The 15,776-nt window shown below is 53.4% G+C and carries 17 protein-coding genes; 3 read left to right on the forward strand and 14 right to left on the reverse strand.

Annotation, left to right across the window (positions count from 1 at the left end; translation table 11 throughout):
- Nucleotides 1-88: 88 nt before the first annotated feature.
- Nucleotides 89-1,351, forward strand: coding sequence for a YidR family protein (locus tag AC6I8R_RS00215; RefSeq protein WP_497831771.1), 1,263 nt, complete (start codon nucleotides 89-91; stop codon nucleotides 1,349-1,351).
- Here the strand turns inward: AC6I8R_RS00215 and AC6I8R_RS00220 are convergent.
- Nucleotides 1,329-1,688 (reverse strand): YceK/YidQ family lipoprotein, encoded by a 360-nt coding sequence (locus tag AC6I8R_RS00220; protein WP_036625886.1) that lies wholly within the window; start codon nucleotides 1,686-1,688, stop codon nucleotides 1,329-1,331. The two genes, AC6I8R_RS00215 and AC6I8R_RS00220, sit on opposite strands and share 23 nt — an antisense overlap.
- Before the next feature lie 288 nt (nucleotides 1,689-1,976).
- Here AC6I8R_RS00220 and ibpA point away from each other — a divergent pair, with 288 nt between their 5' ends.
- The gene (gene ibpA, locus AC6I8R_RS00225) at nucleotides 1,977-2,393 is read left to right on the forward strand and encodes a small heat shock chaperone IbpA (protein WP_013507211.1); all 417 of its coding nucleotides are present in this window, start codon (nucleotides 1,977-1,979) and stop codon (nucleotides 2,391-2,393) included.
- A gap of 61 nt (nucleotides 2,394-2,454) precedes the next feature.
- Here ibpA and AC6I8R_RS00230 read toward each other — a convergent pair whose 3' ends face one another.
- The 10 genes from AC6I8R_RS00230 to AC6I8R_RS00275 form a co-directional block, all read right to left on the reverse strand.
- A complete protein-coding gene (locus tag AC6I8R_RS00230) occupies nucleotides 2,455-3,327 on the reverse strand; it encodes a hypothetical protein (RefSeq protein WP_497831772.1) in 873 nt (290 codons plus the stop codon).
- 15 nt (nucleotides 3,328-3,342) lie between these two features.
- Nucleotides 3,343-3,663 carry a hypothetical protein gene (locus tag AC6I8R_RS00235; RefSeq protein WP_497829780.1) on the reverse strand — a complete coding sequence of 107 codons (321 nt, stop codon included), beginning with the start codon at nucleotides 3,661-3,663 and terminating at the stop codon, nucleotides 3,343-3,345.
- On the reverse strand, nucleotides 3,656-4,150 hold the full coding sequence (locus tag AC6I8R_RS00240) for a hypothetical protein (RefSeq protein WP_497829781.1): 495 nt from the start codon (nucleotides 4,148-4,150) through the stop codon (nucleotides 3,656-3,658). The genes AC6I8R_RS00235 and AC6I8R_RS00240 overlap by 8 nt, the downstream gene beginning before the upstream one ends.
- A complete protein-coding gene (locus AC6I8R_RS00245; RefSeq protein ID WP_497829782.1) occupies nucleotides 4,107-4,409 on the reverse strand; it encodes a hypothetical protein in 303 nt (100 codons plus the stop codon). Before AC6I8R_RS00245 ends, AC6I8R_RS00240 begins: the two co-directional genes overlap by 44 nt.
- Nucleotides 4,410-4,627: 218 nt before the next feature.
- Nucleotides 4,628-5,533, reverse strand: a complete 906-nt coding sequence (locus AC6I8R_RS00250; RefSeq protein WP_497829783.1) for an EamA family transporter — start codon at nucleotides 5,531-5,533, stop codon at nucleotides 4,628-4,630.
- Nucleotides 5,534-5,553: 20 nt separating this feature from the next.
- Complete coding sequence (locus tag AC6I8R_RS00255) at nucleotides 5,554-6,054, reverse strand: YbaK/EbsC family protein (RefSeq protein WP_021183664.1); 501 nt, start codon at nucleotides 6,052-6,054, stop codon at nucleotides 5,554-5,556.
- Nucleotides 6,055-6,083: 29 nt separating this feature from the next.
- A complete protein-coding gene (locus AC6I8R_RS00260; protein ID WP_497831773.1) occupies nucleotides 6,084-6,884 on the reverse strand; it encodes a 2OG-Fe(II)-dependent halogenase WelO5 family protein in 801 nt (266 codons plus the stop codon).
- Between the two features lie 5 nt (nucleotides 6,885-6,889).
- On the reverse strand, nucleotides 6,890-7,597 hold the full coding sequence (locus AC6I8R_RS00265) for a class II glutamine amidotransferase (RefSeq protein WP_415175200.1): 708 nt from the start codon (nucleotides 7,595-7,597) through the stop codon (nucleotides 6,890-6,892).
- Nucleotides 7,585-8,862, reverse strand: coding sequence for an ATP-grasp domain-containing protein (locus tag AC6I8R_RS00270; protein ID WP_021183667.1), 1,278 nt, complete (start codon nucleotides 8,860-8,862; stop codon nucleotides 7,585-7,587). The genes AC6I8R_RS00265 and AC6I8R_RS00270 overlap by 13 nt, the downstream gene beginning before the upstream one ends.
- A 17-nt stretch (nucleotides 8,863-8,879) precedes the next feature.
- A complete protein-coding gene (locus AC6I8R_RS00275) occupies nucleotides 8,880-10,346 on the reverse strand; it encodes a hypothetical protein (protein ID WP_497831774.1) in 1,467 nt (488 codons plus the stop codon).
- A gap of 227 nt (nucleotides 10,347-10,573) precedes the next feature.
- Here AC6I8R_RS00275 and AC6I8R_RS00280 point away from each other — a divergent pair, with 227 nt between their 5' ends.
- Nucleotides 10,574-12,028: an aminotransferase-like domain-containing protein gene (locus tag AC6I8R_RS00280; protein ID WP_208725475.1), complete on the forward strand. Its 1,455-nt coding sequence runs from the start codon at nucleotides 10,574-10,576 to the stop codon at nucleotides 12,026-12,028.
- On the opposite strand, the gene AC6I8R_RS00285 is transcribed toward AC6I8R_RS00280, so the two are convergent.
- From AC6I8R_RS00285 to AC6I8R_RS00295, 3 genes are all read right to left on the reverse strand, one after another.
- A complete protein-coding gene (locus AC6I8R_RS00285) occupies nucleotides 12,025-13,272 on the reverse strand; it encodes a valine--pyruvate transaminase (protein ID WP_021183670.1) in 1,248 nt (415 codons plus the stop codon). The genes AC6I8R_RS00280 and AC6I8R_RS00285 overlap by 4 nt on opposite strands.
- 93 nt (nucleotides 13,273-13,365) lie before the next feature.
- Nucleotides 13,366-14,340: a glyoxylate/hydroxypyruvate reductase GhrB gene (gene ghrB / locus AC6I8R_RS00290; protein WP_021183671.1), complete on the reverse strand. Its 975-nt coding sequence runs from the start codon at nucleotides 14,338-14,340 to the stop codon at nucleotides 13,366-13,368.
- 68 nt (nucleotides 14,341-14,408) lie between these two features.
- Complete coding sequence (locus AC6I8R_RS00295) at nucleotides 14,409-15,689, reverse strand: MFS transporter (RefSeq protein WP_021183672.1); 1,281 nt, start codon at nucleotides 15,687-15,689, stop codon at nucleotides 14,409-14,411.
- Nucleotides 15,690-15,776 lie beyond the last annotated feature (87 nt).

A 15,776-nucleotide genomic window follows, 5' to 3' on the forward strand; every position in this document is an offset into this window, starting at 1 on the left:
TGCAAATCCTGTAGCGGCGCGATTTATCGCGCGAGTTTTTCCTACATCGCGCACGAAATCGCGCCGCTACGGGATCTAAGGCTACCCCATGTCAGAAAAACAACTCACCTTTGCAGAACGTCATCATCAACTAACCAATATCAATGTCTGGACCGCCGACAGCCAATGGCTGGCGTTTGATGTCCGACCTTCCGGTGCTTCCTTTACCAGCCTGACCATTGAACGCGTCAATGTGGCAAGCGGGGCAGTTGAGGTGTTGTACCAGGCACGCGACGGCGCGCACGTTGGCGTGGTTACCGTCAGCCCGGACCTCCCGCCACGCTATGTCTGTATCCACGGCCCGGAACATCCCGATGCGCACTGGCATTACGATTTCCACCATCGGCGTGGCGTGATTGTGCAGCAGGGGATCGCGGAGAATCTTGATGCCTGCGCTATCACCGCTCCCTTTACGCCTGGCGCATTGCGCGGTGGTTCGCATGTTCATGTCTTCAGCCCGGACGGTTCGCGTCTGAGTTTTACCTACAACGATCATGTGATGCATGAAAAAGATGTGGCCGAAGATTTGCGTAACGTCGGTGTTGCTGTGCCGCTGCATCCGGTATGCCCGTCAAAACATCATCCGCGTGAATATGAGGGAAGCCATTATTGTGTGCTGGTCAGCCAGACGCAACGTGATCCCCTGCCGGGCAGTGATCAAATCGATCGTGCCTACGAGGAGTGCTGGATAGGCGATCGCGGCTATCAAAAGCCGGATGGCAGTTGGCAACGTTGGGCCATCGCGTTTATTGGTGATACCCGCTCAGTGAGTGGCGAAAAAGTACCGGAAGTGTTTGTGGTCGATCTGCCAACTGCGCTGGCGGATTACGCGAAGTCAGGTGCTTCTCCCCTAGAGGGGACGCTCGACACATTGCCAGCGCCGCCGTCCGGGGTACAGCAACGACGCGTTACCCATACGCAGGGGCTGGCGTTACAGCCACGCCACTGGTTACGTGCCGCACAGGATGGCAGTGCCATCGCTTTTCTCATGGCGGATAAAAACGGCGTGGTGCAGCTGTGGACGGTGTCGCCCAACGGGGGGATACCACGTCAGGTGACGCAGCTAGCCAGTAGCATCCAGTCAGCCTTTAGCTGGCATCCTTCCGGTAAGGCCATCAGCTTTGTCTGTGACAACAGCGTGATGCGCTGCGAGCTGGAGAGCGGCAAATGCACGCGATTGACGCAGCGCAGTGACCAGCCGCCGTCAGGTGATGCGGTGGTCTGGTCGCCGGATGGAGGAAAGATCGCCTATATGCGAGAAATCAACGGCTGGCGGCAGCTGTTCTGCGTCAGTGCGACTCCGCAGGCATAGAAGCGGCGGTTGCCAGACTCGCCTGAGTCCCGGCCAGTTTTTCGCTTTGCAGCACGCGCTCGCGTGGTGAATCGATCGATTTGTCATCGTCATGGCGGAAGTAATCCCACGGCAGCAGGAGGGTGTCCATCACCGCAGAGAAAGGCAGATCGATAGCGAGTAATGGCTTCATTGCCCAACTGGTTTGGTCATCAGTTAGCATCTCCGCGCTGGCACGGGTACCGGGATAATAACCCTGGCTCGCGCCAGTGTGAGACATAAGACTGGAGCAACCGGAGGTCATACCTGCGCCACAGATCAACAGACCGGGCAGCAAAAAGCGTTTCATCATTTTCATCATCTTCTTTCATCCCTTCAGTCATGGCATGGCCCTGGCTGGAGTGTGTCACCTGATTAAGCATCACTCTGAGTTGATGTCTTTCTGTCCAGGCGAATAATGACCTGAGTGTATGCTATTTCATCAAAATTGCTGCAAGAAATTCCTCGTGAAACCTTGAAAGTGAAAAAATAGCGCCCACTTTTAAGGAACGGTCACGCTGCTTTCGCCGACAGGGAGAGCAACGGGCCGCACAACCTGTCCATGGTGGAAGGTTGCCAAAACTTGCTGATTTTCAGGAGTCCTAATATGCGTAATTTTGATCTCTCTCCGCTTTATCGTTCTGCAATTGGTTTCGATCGTCTGTTCAATCTGCTGGAATCAAATCAGAACCAGGCCAATGGTGGCTATCCTCCGTATAACGTTGAGCTGGTGGATGAAAACCACTACCGCATCACCATTGCCGTGGCGGGCTTTGCCCAGAGCGAGTTAGATATCACCTCTCATGACAACATGCTGGTTGTGCGCGGTGCGCATCCCGAGGAGCAGCAGGAACGTAAATACCTGTACCAGGGCATCGCCGAGCGTAACTTTGAGCGTAAATTCCAGCTGGCTGACCATATCGTGGTGCGCGATGCGCGTCTGGAGAATGGTTTGTTAAGCATCGACCTGGAACGCATCGTCCCCGAAGAGGCGAAACCGCGTCGGATTGAAATTCTGAAGTAAGGGTCAGGCTGCGTTGCCACAGCCCTCGACAACCGCAGTCCAGTTGAAGGATTGCGGTTTTTTATGCATGTGCTGAGACAACTGCTTTATCACCGAGCGCTTTGCAGGTTGCACAACCATTAAAACCCAATGCGATCATTACTTCTTCAGCAAACAACTGCTCGCTTCGGTGGTTTATTTTAATTATTGTACTGATAATCTCGCTTTTGGTATTGCTTTTAAGTACATGCCATTCTGTAATGATGTCATATTCTTCTTGTGACATTTTTTTCTTTTTGAGTAAATCATCTCTTATATGAGATGCTTGACCATATTTTTTTACGGTTGATTTGTACTCCTGAAAGAAAGATAGTGTCTGATCGATGTATTTTTCCTCATGTTTGTCATCGAAAGATTGTAACAGGCTTTGGCTCGAGGCTAATCTTTTACCGCTATTGGCGTGTCGGCTTTTTTGTATTGGACTCATATGAACTCGGAAGAAGGCATTCGCCCGAGCATAGTAAGCTGCTTCATCCTTATAAAAAAGCTCTTTGTTTTTGATAAAATATTGACGGTATTCATCTATCCTGTGTTCAGGGATTTCATCGGGTATTGAAAAGTTCTCATAATCAGACAGCAGGTTTGGGCAATTCTCATAAAAATGGTAGATAAGCTTTTCACGATAGAAGATGACTCTTTGCAGACGTGTCTCAGACTCAGCTTTTCTCTGGTTCATGAGTTTTATATTGTCTGCTGTTTCTGTGTTAAGTATCTCATTTACTGCAATGATTTTCGCCATTGCTTTCAACTCTGGGGCACTGAATAAATTTTCCTTAGTATGTGGTTTTATTATTTTATTGATGGCTTCTCCAGCTTTGAGCGATTGTTCATAGGGTATATCAAGAATGCCACCAATCTTATGTAATGTTGATTTTGTAACGTATACCAGGCGCATTTTAATCCCTTCTACTTATTCATTCTCTGAGGTAATATGAATGATGTTGCTGTTGATTAGTTGCTCAATAAAGGACTCCTGATAATCAGAAGGATCAACCTTATTTATTAACTCTTCAATTAATTCAATCTCTTCACCTTCAGAAGCAACGATACGGTATAAAGTATCAGAGATATCTTTAGTGAGCAGTGATGTTTTTGGTTCAGAGCTGAGTCGACTCAACAAATCCAGCATGGCATAGCTTTTCGCTGGTAACTTGATAGATACCGTTTCATAAAGTTCACGAGAATCTTTCACTATGTTATTCTTCATTTTTTCAATTTGATTTTTAATCATTTTTATTACCAATTTTATCTTTAATAAGAATTTTACAGTAGTTATGCTCGTCAGAATGTTTCATTAAATAAATTTCTTCCTTGCTTAATAAATCAGTTTGCTGATCCTGCGCTGACAGTTTGAAGTTGTTATACTTATAGAAGATGCTTTCTTTGATCTCTTCCCGCGCCACTTCAAAAATCCAACTTTCTTCAAGATCATTACATCCATCAATGATATGTTGTGGTGATAGTTTATCAGCCTCAGTTGCTAACAATACCTGACTATCAAATTCTGTGACTTCAGATTTTAATTTTTCAATTAGAATTTTTCTAATGATGTTATTTAAAATGGCAGAGCGAGATGTATCCAGTCTGAGTGCCATTTCATCAATAAATTTTAAATCTGCACGGTGAATCTTCAGATTAATTTTCTGAGGTGGGACGGGTAATACAATTGTGCTTTCAGCTGAATTGCTTAAAATTTTGTCTTTGTTTACTTTTAGCATTTTTTTTACCGTAGTGAAAAAAAGAAGTCATCAGCAAATCATCCGTTAATGCGATGCTAGCGCCTTTCTTTTGCTGTAAAGTGATTAATTGTCTTTTTAATGAGTTGATGCATTCTATCGCCAGAGCCAGTGTTTTTTCATCCAATATGAGTCTCTCGCTGTTATTACTAAAAGAACCCAGAGACATCACCAGATTAATGACTTCAAACGATATGTTTCTTTCCGACATTCTCTTTTGCAGATGACATGATATTTTCATAAGCACACCTCGTCTGTTTCATGAATAATGGCACAGACGGTGCCGGATTAAAAGTACAATTTGTACATTTTTTCATATATCATTGTTTTATAATATTATTTAGTTTCAACTAATGCGAAAGGGAAGGGGGTTCGGGTCAGGAAAGAAAAAATATGCCAGATGACACTGATACCTGACCCGGGTATCGGGGCAGAATCTCCCCATACCCGGGCGCAGTACTACGTTCTTATGAGAAATCGCTGACTCACCATTCCGCCAAATACATTAATCAGCAGACCGAGAATAATCACTGTAGCGCCTAACATTTGCTGCATCGACAGGGTTTCTCCCAAAATCAATGCTGCGCTGAGAATCCCCACCACCGGCACCAGTAACGAGAGCGGAGCGACGCGCCAGGTTTCATAGCGACTGAGCAAATTGCCCCAAATGGCATAACCGACAATGGTGGCGACAAACGCCAGGTAGATCAGTGCCAACACGGTTTGCAGTGAAATATGCACCAGACTGCTGACTATCGCCGCCTCACCCTCGAACCACCATGAGCAGGCGAAGAACGGCAGCATAGGCACCAGCGCACTCCACACCACCAGCGACATTACCGGGACTTTGCTGTTACGCAGGATAATCTTGTTGGTGATATTGCCTAACCCCCACGACAGCGCTGCGGCCAGCGTCAGCATCATCGTGGTCAGCGTAATCCCTGCGGTGGTTTGCCCCTCCATACCGGCAGTGGCAAGCATAAACATACCGAGGGTGGCGACTACGATCCCGGCGATATGGTTCCAGCGCAGCTTCTCAGCCAGCAATAGCGCGCCGAGCAGCAGGGTAAAAAATGCCTGAGCCTGCACCACCAGCGACGCCAGCCCGGCGGGCATGCCAAGTTTGATGGCAAGAAACAGAAATGCAAACTGACCAAAGCTGATGGTCATGCCGTACACCACCAGCCAGCGTAGCGGGATGTTTGGTCGCTTAACAAAGAAGATCGCCGGGAATGCCACCAGAGTAAAACGCAATCCCGCCAGTAAAAACGGGGGCATGCCATGCAGCCCCAACTTAATCACCACAAAATTGACACCCCAGGCCAGCACGACACACAGGGCTAATAATAGATCTTTAACTGACATAACAATTCCTTCTGCCGCGATCAGGCGGTCGCCGTCACGGGGGTGGCGATTTCTGCACAACATTCATCGCCGACTACACGAAAATAATCATCCACATTCAGCGCTACCGAGCGCTCCAGTTCACCTGCGTTGAACCACAGGGTACCGACATCGCGCAGACGCGTGTCGACGCGCAGCGCCAGCCGGTCATCAAAACTAAAGGGGGGCACTGCTCCCATCACGCACTGCGTCAGTTCCTGGGCTTTTTCCGGTGCGGCGAAGCTCGATTTCTTGCCGCCAATGGCACGCGCCGCGCTTTTGAAGTTGATTTTGCAATCACCGGGGACAATCGCCAGCAGATAACGGGACTCCGCCCCTTCTGGCATGGTCACCTCCAGCACCATCGCCTTCGCGGCCTGATTCAGCTCATTGCCGCGGATCTCGCTGATGACATCGGTCTGACCGATGGCCTCATGCTCGACTACACGGAAATTCGCCTGATGTTGCTCCAACTGCGCGATCAATTTTTCATAGGTTGTCATCTTCATCTCCTCGTATGACGGGCCACGGGTTAACTCCAGGCAATCGCGTGCTTCATCTTTTTGTCGGTCAGACCAAAGAAGAAGCCCATGGTGATGCGCGTATCGCCTTCCACCCGATCAATTTCATGATAAAAAGCAGGATTAAACAGATAGATATCGCCGCTGCGTGGTGAAAACTCACAAGTCTCGCAATGTTCAACAACGCCACTCTGGTAGCCCAGTTCGCCAGGCGTTTTGAAACGCTCATCCACCGGCTGCCATTTCTTATTAAAGATGCGCAGTTCACCCCCGGCGTTGCACTCTTGCAGGCACACCACGCAACTCAGTTGATGCAAAATGTCGGTGACCGCCAGGCCACTGCCTGCCGCATCGCGCACGATGTTGTCGTTGTGCAATGGGTTGGCGACGCCGTTGGCATGGAAACGCACGATCGAACCCGCATAGTCACCATGCCGGGGATCGGTGGCGGTTTTCAGGCTCTCCAGACGTAAGGCGTGTTTCACCCAGTTGTAAACCTGGTCGCGCAGGCAGGGCAGCGAGGGCGGCAAAGCGGGCTGAATGTCGCGTAATTCAGTGAAATAGTTTTCCGGCGCAGCGGTGTGCTTCGCCAGGTAGGGGCCAAGGGTGGTGAGCGCACCATTGGGATAGTGCGACACCCGCACCTTCTCGCGGCAAAGTTGCAGGTCATCCACTGCCGCTTCACGGACTTCCGGGGTCAGGAAATTACGCAGTACCAGCAGAGGTACGCGCGCAGTCACAATGTCATCCAGCCAGGTACTTTCCACAAACATTTTGGGGTTAATCACGCGTATCTGATTGAAAATGGCCATGCTGTTCACTCCGACAAAGGAATTTCATGAAGTTCATGGTTGCTCATACGACGCCATTCCGACGCCGTGCCCAGTGCTGCAATGGGTTCAGAAGAGATAAAGGTGCGGTCGTGCTGTTTGTAGTGATGCAGGGTGAAATAATCGGGATAAGGGGTATCTGTGGGATGCCATTGCCATGCCCAGGCTTTCTCGCGGGTGACAAAAATCGCGTTGGCCGCACTGCCGCCAGGTGCTACCTGTGCCATCTTGTCGCGCAGATAATCGCGGGTGAAATCAGTCGGGGTCGCGCGGTCAACAATGTATTCAAGGTATTCCGCCGAATCGAAGCGTGACTCCGCCATGCCGAGCTGCTGGTAAACCGTTGGTAAAAAGCCGTTGTGCATCATGTACCACTGCGTCTGGCCACTGGTGCGCCACAGCGGATGCGAAAATTCGATACCGTGGTTTTTGCTCAAGGTGGCATGGCGCACATGCACCGCCAGAAAACGGCCTCGCAGGCGATCGACATCAATACCCGGTAGCGCATCGGCAAACATGCCGGTGCCGTGTAGCGTGCGAATTTTTCCCTGCTCGATCCACAGCATTCCCCAGCCGTTTGGGTGCTGCTTGATTGGGCCATCATGGGTCGCGGTTTCACCACAACTCATGGCGCGCGCCGCCTCCAGTACCGCAGCGGCATCAAACTGACCGTGCGCCAGAATCATTCTGCACATAGCAAATCCCCCCGTGTGGCAAAAGACGGAACCGCAAGAATCTGATGGAAGGTCGCCAGAATGTCGTCGCGGCTGTTACCCGGCAGACGGAAGGTGGCGAGGATGCCCGCATGGCGGGTCAAATCGGCATACAATGAGGATCGCGGTGATACCTCCAGCGCGGGCAGATTGAGCGGTGGCAGTAGCTGGCCGCGCTGCTGTTGCGCGATCCAGCTTTCTGCCTGGTGATATTGCAGCGGCTGGCGCAAACGCAGACGACCTACCGCCGACGCCTGTTGATTGAAATGCAGCTCAGGCATACCCTGTCCTGCTTCGATCTGAAATGCCACGTCGGCCCAGTTGATGCCGGTCACTTCCTCAACCAGGTTCACCACACCCATGCCCGACAGGCGGAAACCCATTTCGAGAAAATGCGGTTCGCCATTGACCACGATGAAATCGATATGGAAAGCGCCCTGACGGTAGCCAAAAGTTTCACAACAGAAACTCATCAGGCTGGCAAAGGCCGCAGGCAGTTGCTGTGCGGCCATTGCCACATGGCCGGATTCGTAAAAGCTGATGCTGCCATCGGCGTCGCTATGATGTTCAATCACCTTCTGGCAACAGGTCAGGGCTACCGCGTGGCCGTTATCCACCACGCCCTGTAATGAATATTCGTCGCCGCACAGCCAGCTCTCGACGATATAGCCCGAGAACCCACGTCCACCGTAATTCATGGTATCGACCAGTTTGTTAATCACGGTATCCAGTTGGCTGGCTTCCTCGACCATCCAGACACCGAGGCCGCCGCCGCCATCGACCGGCTTGATCACGCAGGGGTAGAGCAGCGCTTCCCGCGCGTCGCGGATACTGAGCGGCGAGGCAAAAAAGCGAAACTCTGGTTGGGGGAAACGCGGCCAGGCCTTACGCAGCGCCATGCGTTGCGCGTATTTGTCCGGCGGGATAAAGCAGGGGCCGGCATCCGGGCCAGCCAGCATCTCACGCACCCGACCGGCGCTGGCGTTATAGGCTTCAAAGCCCGCCAGCACCACCTGTGGATGTTCCAGCAGCCCGGCATGCAGGCACGCCTGTAACACATCCCAGGGGTTTTCCGGTCGATCCAGCCGCACGATCAGATCGAACGGCAAGGTCTGGCTGAGGGACTGGTAATCGACAAAATCCCCCATCTCCGCCAGAACAGTGAAATAACCTTCGCGCTTTGCCACCGCGCAGTACGGATTTTGCCCGTCGCGGGTGGCGCCAATCTGCAGGAAAATCTTTCTCATCGGTTGGCCTTACCGGGTTAACGCCCGGAAATCACTTCTGTGACGATGTCCTGCAGGACACCATTGTTAACCTGAATCACCGCTTTGTGCGGGTCGAAGCGCAGCACGCGCGACAGGGCATCCTGCTGCTGGTTATCCAGCAATGAACTCACCTGCGCGCTTTGCCAGCAGTGACGCATCTGCGCGATGGTCAGGCCGGAAAGTTGCTCCAGTTGTTGTGCCAACAGCAGATGGTTGCTGTTGCCTTCCAGCAAGGCACGCACCGCCGCTTCTTCCGGCGCGTCCGGCAACTGTTGCAGCCAAGCTTTCAGTTGGCGGCCACCGGCGATAAACGGCGAATAAATCATGCACACCAACTGGGTTTCATCGAGACCAAATGCCTGTTCGGCAAACTGCGTTGCCCGCTGCCGCGCACGCGCAATCGCGGCATCGTCCTGATAACGTGCCGCCATTTCGCTGATCAGCTGTGGTGGAAAATCTTTTTGCTGCATCAACCCCAGCGCAAAGCGTGCATATTCGCGCACGCCTTCGGCGTAGCTACGCTGCAACAGGGTTTCTGCGCGCAGGCCGCGAATATGGGCCATTAATGTCGGGTTGCCACAGTCTGATTCCGAGAAGCTGAACATCAGTTCATCGAAGCGGAACTGCATAAACTCGGTGAGCAGCGTCCAGTGCGCCCCCGCTTCATACGCGGTGTCCTGATAGATATTGAAGAACAGCGGATCGCGCTCAAGCTGCCAGGTGATGCGGTGCGCGGGGGTAACCTGATCGACACCGTAGACATCGCTAAAGTAGCGTTGCGCCACGCCATCCAGGGTTTGCAGAAAGCCGCTAAAGCCGCGTGATTTATCCGCCACCGGTGCGTTAAACAGCCGGGAGAGGTGGCGCGCCCAGGCGAGGTAAGCGGTTTGTTCCTGTGGCGAATCGCCGGTGATGATCATATCCACCCCGCCATCGTAGTGCGCCGCGAGGCCAAAGGAGTTCACCATGCTGAGGTTGCAGGCGTTGCAAAAGGTGGAGCGTGCATCGGCGCGGAAGCGGTGGCCGTTCATCAGCACATCGCTGCGATTCTGCTGGCGTACCGCTTCCGGCATCGGCAAATAACGGGAAAAAGGGCGAATCTGTAATCCGTCGGTCACCAGACATTCGGTAAAGTCGTCATGGTGGATATGCAGCGCGCGATAAACGCGATCGATATTCTCCATCACGCTGTCGTTCATTGCCGCGTGGCGGTTGGTGCTGATGCGGAGCTGAAAAGTGCTCCCCCGCTGTTGCCAGATCAACCCCTGGATGTAGCGGACATATGCCACCATATAGCTGCTGTCTTTGCCGCCGCCATAGGCGAGCAGCACGCGGTTGTTTTCGGGGTGGTGCGTATCGGGTAGCGCGGCGAGCAAACGGCGAGAACAAGCCTGAGCAGATGCGAGAATGGCGGGGGATAGATATCCTTCAATTTCTCTCATCATGGTGGACAGATTATTCATTTTTCACTTTTTCCTTTGGCTAATAAAATCGCTATTGCCTTGAACACGGCAACATTGCGGGTAAAGGGCCACGAAGGTGCTTGGGAATGAATGTCTCAGTCTTCATGCTGCGCGGCTGGGTGCCAGCCACCGATACGCAAGGTGATTGATTTAACAGATGCAGCCTAAACTACTTTGAATGTAATCTGATGGATACGCACAGATCAGCACGATATGGGGTGGAACAGATGGCGGGTGAGACGGAAGAACAGGAGAGTCAGAGCAGTCGTTACCGTCAGATAGCAGAACAGATCAAACAGGCGATTCACAGCGGATCGCTGCCGCCAGACAGTCGCTTACCCTCGGTGCGCACGCTGGCTACGCAGTACCGAGTCAGTATGACCACCGCGCTCAAAACATTACGCACACTTGAGGATGAGCACTATGCGGTGGCACGTCCCAAGTCCGGCTTTTTTGTGGCACCACGCAAGGCCGACAAAAAGTTGCCGTTGGTCAGCCATGAACAACCGCGTGAAATCGCACCGTTGGATGAGCAGACCGAACTGCATCTGGCGATGGTGGGTTCGGATTGTCGCGTGAGGCTGGACCTGGCAAACGGCGATATCTCGCTGTATCCGGTAAAGAAAATTGGTCTGCTGATGCGTCAGATGGGGTACAGCAAACCGGCGCTGCTCGGGAATACCGTCAAGGGTACTGGCTATGCACCGTTGAAGGCGGAAATTGCCCGCCGTGCGGTGGATTATGGCTGCAACATCAACGCCGATGACATCCTGATCACCAACGGCTGTATTGAGGCGATCTCGCTGTCGCTGCGCGCCACCACCCGTCCCGGTGATATCGTGGCGGTGGAATCACCCTGTTATTTTGTGTTGTTGCAGATGCTGCACAACCTCAATCTACGGGTGATTGAAGTGGAGGCGGGCGCGGAAGGCTACGTCAACGTTGAGAAACTGACGACGTTGTTCCAGCGCAAAGCGGTGCAGGCGTATCTCAGCCTCAACAACATCAATAACCCGCTTGGCAAAAGCATCCCCAACGAACAAAAGGCCTACATTGCACGGCAGGCCGACGAAAACGATGTGGTGATCATTGAGGATGATATCTTCGGTGATACCGCCTTTGGTGAACGCCGTCCGTTCCCGATGCGCGCCTTCAGCCCAAACGTCATTCTGTGCAGCGGCTTCTCGAAAACGGTGGCGCCAGGTATCCGTATTGGCTGGGTGCACAGCGTCAATTACATGCGCAAAATCGCCTCGCTGAAATACACCTCGACGATGGGGACTTCGGTGCTGTCGCAGGCGGCGATTGCCGAGCTGCTGCGTAATGGCGGCTACGATGCCCATCTGCGTAAACTGCGGCGTGAACTGGCGAATCAGATTCACCATATGCGTCAGGCGGTGCTGCGTTATTTCCCGGCGGGAACGCGCGTGTCTGATCCCGAAGGCGGTTACGTACTGTGGGTGGAGATGCCAATGCAGGCGTTAAACGTGCGTGCGCTGTTTCTCAAAGCACGCAATGCCGGGATTGGCATTGCGCCGGGGCATATTTTTGCCACCGACCATCGCTATGATCACTGCTTCCGACTGAACGCCGGATTTGGCTGGAATGAGGAAGTGGAGCAGGCAATTCGACAACTGGCACAGTGGTGCCAGTTGTCATTGCTGGAAGCGAAGCAGGATTAGGCGCGCCAGGCGTCTTCGATCTCTTGCGCCAGAATCTGCACCGCGTGTTCAATGCTGGCTGCGTCCGGCACATAATTCATGCGCATACATTGATGGGTATGCGGCCACTCCTGTTCCAGGCCCGGGAAGAAGAAATGCCCCGGTACCATCAGTACACCGCGCGCCTTCAGCCGTTGATATAGCGCTTCGGTGCTGATCGGCAGGTCACGGAACCACAGCCAGAGGAAAATCGCCCCTTCTGGTTTGTGGATCAGGCAGCGATCTTCCGGCAAATAGCGGCGCAGGATGGCGATCGTCTCGCTAACCTTATGCTGATAAAACGGCTTGATCACCTGTTCTGACAGGCGCAATAAATCGCCGCGCGCAATCATTTCGTTCGCCATCGCCGGGCCGATGCTCCCCGGTGCCAGGCTGATGATGCCGTTCATATTGCCGATCGCGCTGATGGTGTTTTCATCGGCAACGATAATGCCGCAACGCGCCCCCGGCAGGCCGAGTTTCGACAGGCTCATGCACAGAATAATGTTGGGATTCCACAGTGGGCGCGCTTCGCTGAAGATAATACCGGGGAAGGGCACGCCGTAGGCGTTATCGATCAACAGCGGAACTTCATGTTGCTGCGCCAGCGCATCCAGTTGTAACAGCTCGTCATCGGTGATGACATTGCCGGTGGGGTTGGTCGGACGCGAAACGCAAATCAGACCGATATCATCATTCAGCGGCAGGTGGTCAAAATCGACGTGATATTTGAACTGGCCTTCCGGCAGCAATTCAATGTTCGGCTTGGCAGAAACAAACAGCCCTTCCTCCAGCCCGGCATCGGCGTAACCGAGATACTCCGGTGCCAGCGGGAACAGCACGCGCTTTTTGCTGCCGTCGGCGCGGTGTCCGGCGAACAGATTAAACAGATAGAAAAATGCGCTCTGGCTGCCGTTGGTCAGGGCGATATTTTGCGCCGTCAGCGGCCAGCCAAATTCGTCGCGTAACATCTTCGCCAGCGCATCAAGCAGCAACGCTTTGCCGCGTGGGCCGTCGTAGTTGCACAGCGCTTCGCTCAGTTTGCCTTCCTGATGCATCTGCTGCAAAAGCTGGTGGAAATAGTCATTCATTTCCGGGATTTGTGCCGGATTACCGCCGCCGAGCATGATGGTGCCGGGGGTACGCAATCCTTCCCCCATATCTTCCATCAGACGTGAGATGCCGGAATGTTGCGTAAATTTGTCGCCGAACTGAGAAAAAGACATAGCAGGTTAAAACATTGTGATGACTGATTGGGGACAACCATAGCGCCCGTAACAGGCGGGCGCAATGGTCAGGCGGGGAAAAGGTGCAAAGCCTTATTTCACAACCTCTGGATTGACACAATTCTTCTCGATTTTGCCGGTTAATGCCGCTATCAGGTTATCGACAGCATCGCTCATCATGCCGTAGCGGGTTTCATGAGTGGCGGAACCGATATGGGGTAATGTCACCACATTGGGCAGCTTCAGCAGCGCGGAATCGGCAGGCACCGGCTCCTGCTCAAACACATCCAGACCGGCAGCGTGGATGGTGCCGTCCTGTAACGCGCTAATCAACGCCTGCTCGTCCACCACCGGGCCACGGCCAACGTTGATCAAAATGGCGCTCGGCTTCATCAGTTTTAACTGTGCCGCGCCGATCATATGGTGCGTCTGTTCGGTCATCGGCAGGATAACGCAGACAAAATCACTCTCTTTCAGCAAGGTTTCTAAATCACAGGCGCGTGCGCCGAAACGCGTTTCGGCTTCGCTATGTTGGCGGCGGGCGTTATAGAGGATGTTCATGCCAAAGCCGAAATGCGCGCGTTGCGCCGCAGCCATGCCGATACGTCCCATGCCCAGAATACCGAGGGTTTTATGATGGACATCCACGCCGTAATGTTGCGGGCCGATGCTGGCCTGCCACTGTCCGGCCTTCACCCAGGCATCCAGCTCGGTGACGCGGCGCGCGCTGCTCAGCACCAGCGCCATCAGGGTATCGGCTACGGTTTCAGTCAGCACCGTTGGCGTATGCATCAGCACCACGCCGCGCTGGCTGAGTGCCGCGACATCGAAATTATCATAACCAACCGAGACGGTAGAGCAGGCACGCAGCGCCGGCATCTGTGCCAGCAAATCGCCATTCACTTTACCGCCTGAACCCAGCAGGCCCTGCGCCTGTTGAAACTGCGCCGCGTGCTGTTTGACGCTTTCTGGCGAAATATCGCTGACTTCGGTCACGGTGAAATGCGCGTCCAGTTTGGCACGCAGGTCATCCGGCAGGCTCTTGTAAAGAATCACAGCAGGTTTCATCTTTTGCTCCCTGTAGAACGAGTGACGGGCGACAACGTCGCCCGGAAAAGTCATTTTCGCTTACGCTTTCAGGCGTGTTTGGCCCCGTGCAGCGGCGGCGCTTTGTTTTCGGCGGGTTTGACTATCAACGTCAGCCATACCGATGCCAGCAATGCTGCGCCCATAAAAATGTAAGAAGCCGACGGGCTGCCGGTTGCGCCATTAAGATAGCCTACTATCCATGATCCGACGAAGGATCCGAGTGCGCCCATGCTATTAATCAGCGCCATCGCGCCACCGGCCACGTTACGCGGCAGCATTTCCGGGATGATGGCGAAGAACGGGCCGTATGGGGCATACATCGCACCACCGGCAATCACCAGCAGCGCATAGGACAGCCAGAAATTGCTGGAACCGACCAGGTAAGAACCGAGGAACGCCAGCGCACCAATCAGCAGCAGCGGCCAGACAAACAGTTTGCGATTCTGCATCTTATCCGATGCCCAGGAGACGATGATCATCGCAATGGTGGCGACCAGATAGGGCACCGCTGACAGCCAGCCTGCTTCCACCATCCCCATCTGCGTGCCGTTACGCAGGATCGAAGGCAGCCACAGTACGAAGCCATACACGCCGATGCTCCAGGCAAAATATTGCAGGCACAGCAGAACAACGTTGCGGTTACGGAAGGCTTCACCGTAGTTACGTACCGCTTTGATCCCTTGTTGTTCTTTCTGTAATTGCGCCTGCAACGCCGCTTTCTCCGCCTCGCTCATCCATTTCGCCTGCGACGGTTTATCCTGCACTAAGAACCACCAGGCAACGGCCCAAATCACCGCTGGAATCCCTTCGATGATAAACATTTCGCGCCAGCCAAAGGAATCGATCAGATAGCCGGACACCACCGACATCCACAGTACCGTCACCGGATTACCGAGGATCAGAAAGGTGTTGGCGCGTGAGCGTTCGGATTTGGTGAACCAGTTGCTGATGTAAATCAGCATCGCGGGCATCACTGCCGCTTCCACCACGCCGAGTACAAAACGGATGGCGGCCAGCATCGGGATGTTGCTGACCACCCCGGTCAGCGAAGCACACAGCCCCCACAGCACCAGGCAGCAAAAAATAAGCTTCTTCACGCTGCGGCGCTCGGCATACACCGCGCCGGGGATCTGAAAGAAGAAGTAGCCGAGGAAGAACAGCGCACCGAGCAGCGATGACATGCCTTTGGTGATACCCAGATCGTCGTTAATCCCTGCGGCGGAGGCGAAGCTAAAGTTCGCCCGGTCCAGATACGCCAGACTGTAGGTGATAAACACGATGGGCATGATAAACCACCAGCGTTTTGGTGCGATTGTCTGCGTTTTCATAGGATTATCCTCAAGTGTAGCGGCGCGATGTATCGCGTGGTCCTCTGCGGTTGATGACCCTCACCCCGACCCTCTCCCTTAAGGGAG

The organism is Pantoea sp. X-Soil-OKNW-713, from assembly GCF_059730685.1.

Excerpts from the sequence above, each read along its gene's own strand:
- AC6I8R_RS00215 (WP_497831771.1), top strand. The coding sequence starts at position 89 with ATGTCAGAAAAACAACTCACCTTTGCAGAACGTCATCATCAACTAACC.
- AC6I8R_RS00220 (WP_036625886.1), bottom strand. The coding sequence starts at position 1,688 with ATGAAAATGATGAAACGCTTTTTGCTGCCCGGTCTGTTGATCTGTGGC.
- ibpA (WP_013507211.1), top strand. The coding sequence starts at position 1,977 with ATGCGTAATTTTGATCTCTCTCCGCTTTATCGTTCTGCAATTGGTTTC.
- AC6I8R_RS00230 (WP_497831772.1), bottom strand. The coding sequence starts at position 3,327 with ATGCGCCTGGTATACGTTACAAAATCAACATTACATAAGATTGGTGGC.
- AC6I8R_RS00235 (WP_497829780.1), bottom strand. The coding sequence starts at position 3,663 with ATGATTAAAAATCAAATTGAAAAAATGAAGAATAACATAGTGAAAGAT.
- AC6I8R_RS00240 (WP_497829781.1), bottom strand. The coding sequence starts at position 4,150 with ATGCTAAAAGTAAACAAAGACAAAATTTTAAGCAATTCAGCTGAAAGC.
- AC6I8R_RS00245 (WP_497829782.1), bottom strand. The coding sequence starts at position 4,409 with ATGAAAATATCATGTCATCTGCAAAAGAGAATGTCGGAAAGAAACATA.
- AC6I8R_RS00250 (WP_497829783.1), bottom strand. The coding sequence starts at position 5,533 with ATGTCAGTTAAAGATCTATTATTAGCCCTGTGTGTCGTGCTGGCCTGG.
- AC6I8R_RS00255 (WP_021183664.1), bottom strand. The coding sequence starts at position 6,054 with ATGACAACCTATGAAAAATTGATCGCGCAGTTGGAGCAACATCAGGCG.
- AC6I8R_RS00260 (WP_497831773.1), bottom strand. The coding sequence starts at position 6,884 with ATGGCCATTTTCAATCAGATACGCGTGATTAACCCCAAAATGTTTGTG.
- AC6I8R_RS00265 (WP_415175200.1), bottom strand. The coding sequence starts at position 7,597 with ATGTGCAGAATGATTCTGGCGCACGGTCAGTTTGATGCCGCTGCGGTA.
- AC6I8R_RS00270 (WP_021183667.1), bottom strand. The coding sequence starts at position 8,862 with ATGAGAAAGATTTTCCTGCAGATTGGCGCCACCCGCGACGGGCAAAAT.
- AC6I8R_RS00275 (WP_497831774.1), bottom strand. The coding sequence starts at position 10,346 with ATGAATAATCTGTCCACCATGATGAGAGAAATTGAAGGATATCTATCC.
- AC6I8R_RS00280 (WP_208725475.1), top strand. The coding sequence starts at position 10,574 with ATGGCGGGTGAGACGGAAGAACAGGAGAGTCAGAGCAGTCGTTACCGT.
- AC6I8R_RS00285 (WP_021183670.1), bottom strand. The coding sequence starts at position 13,272 with ATGTCTTTTTCTCAGTTCGGCGACAAATTTACGCAACATTCCGGCATC.
- ghrB (WP_021183671.1), bottom strand. The coding sequence starts at position 14,340 with ATGAAACCTGCTGTGATTCTTTACAAGAGCCTGCCGGATGACCTGCGT.
- AC6I8R_RS00295 (WP_021183672.1), bottom strand. The coding sequence starts at position 15,689 with ATGAAAACGCAGACAATCGCACCAAAACGCTGGTGGTTTATCATGCCC.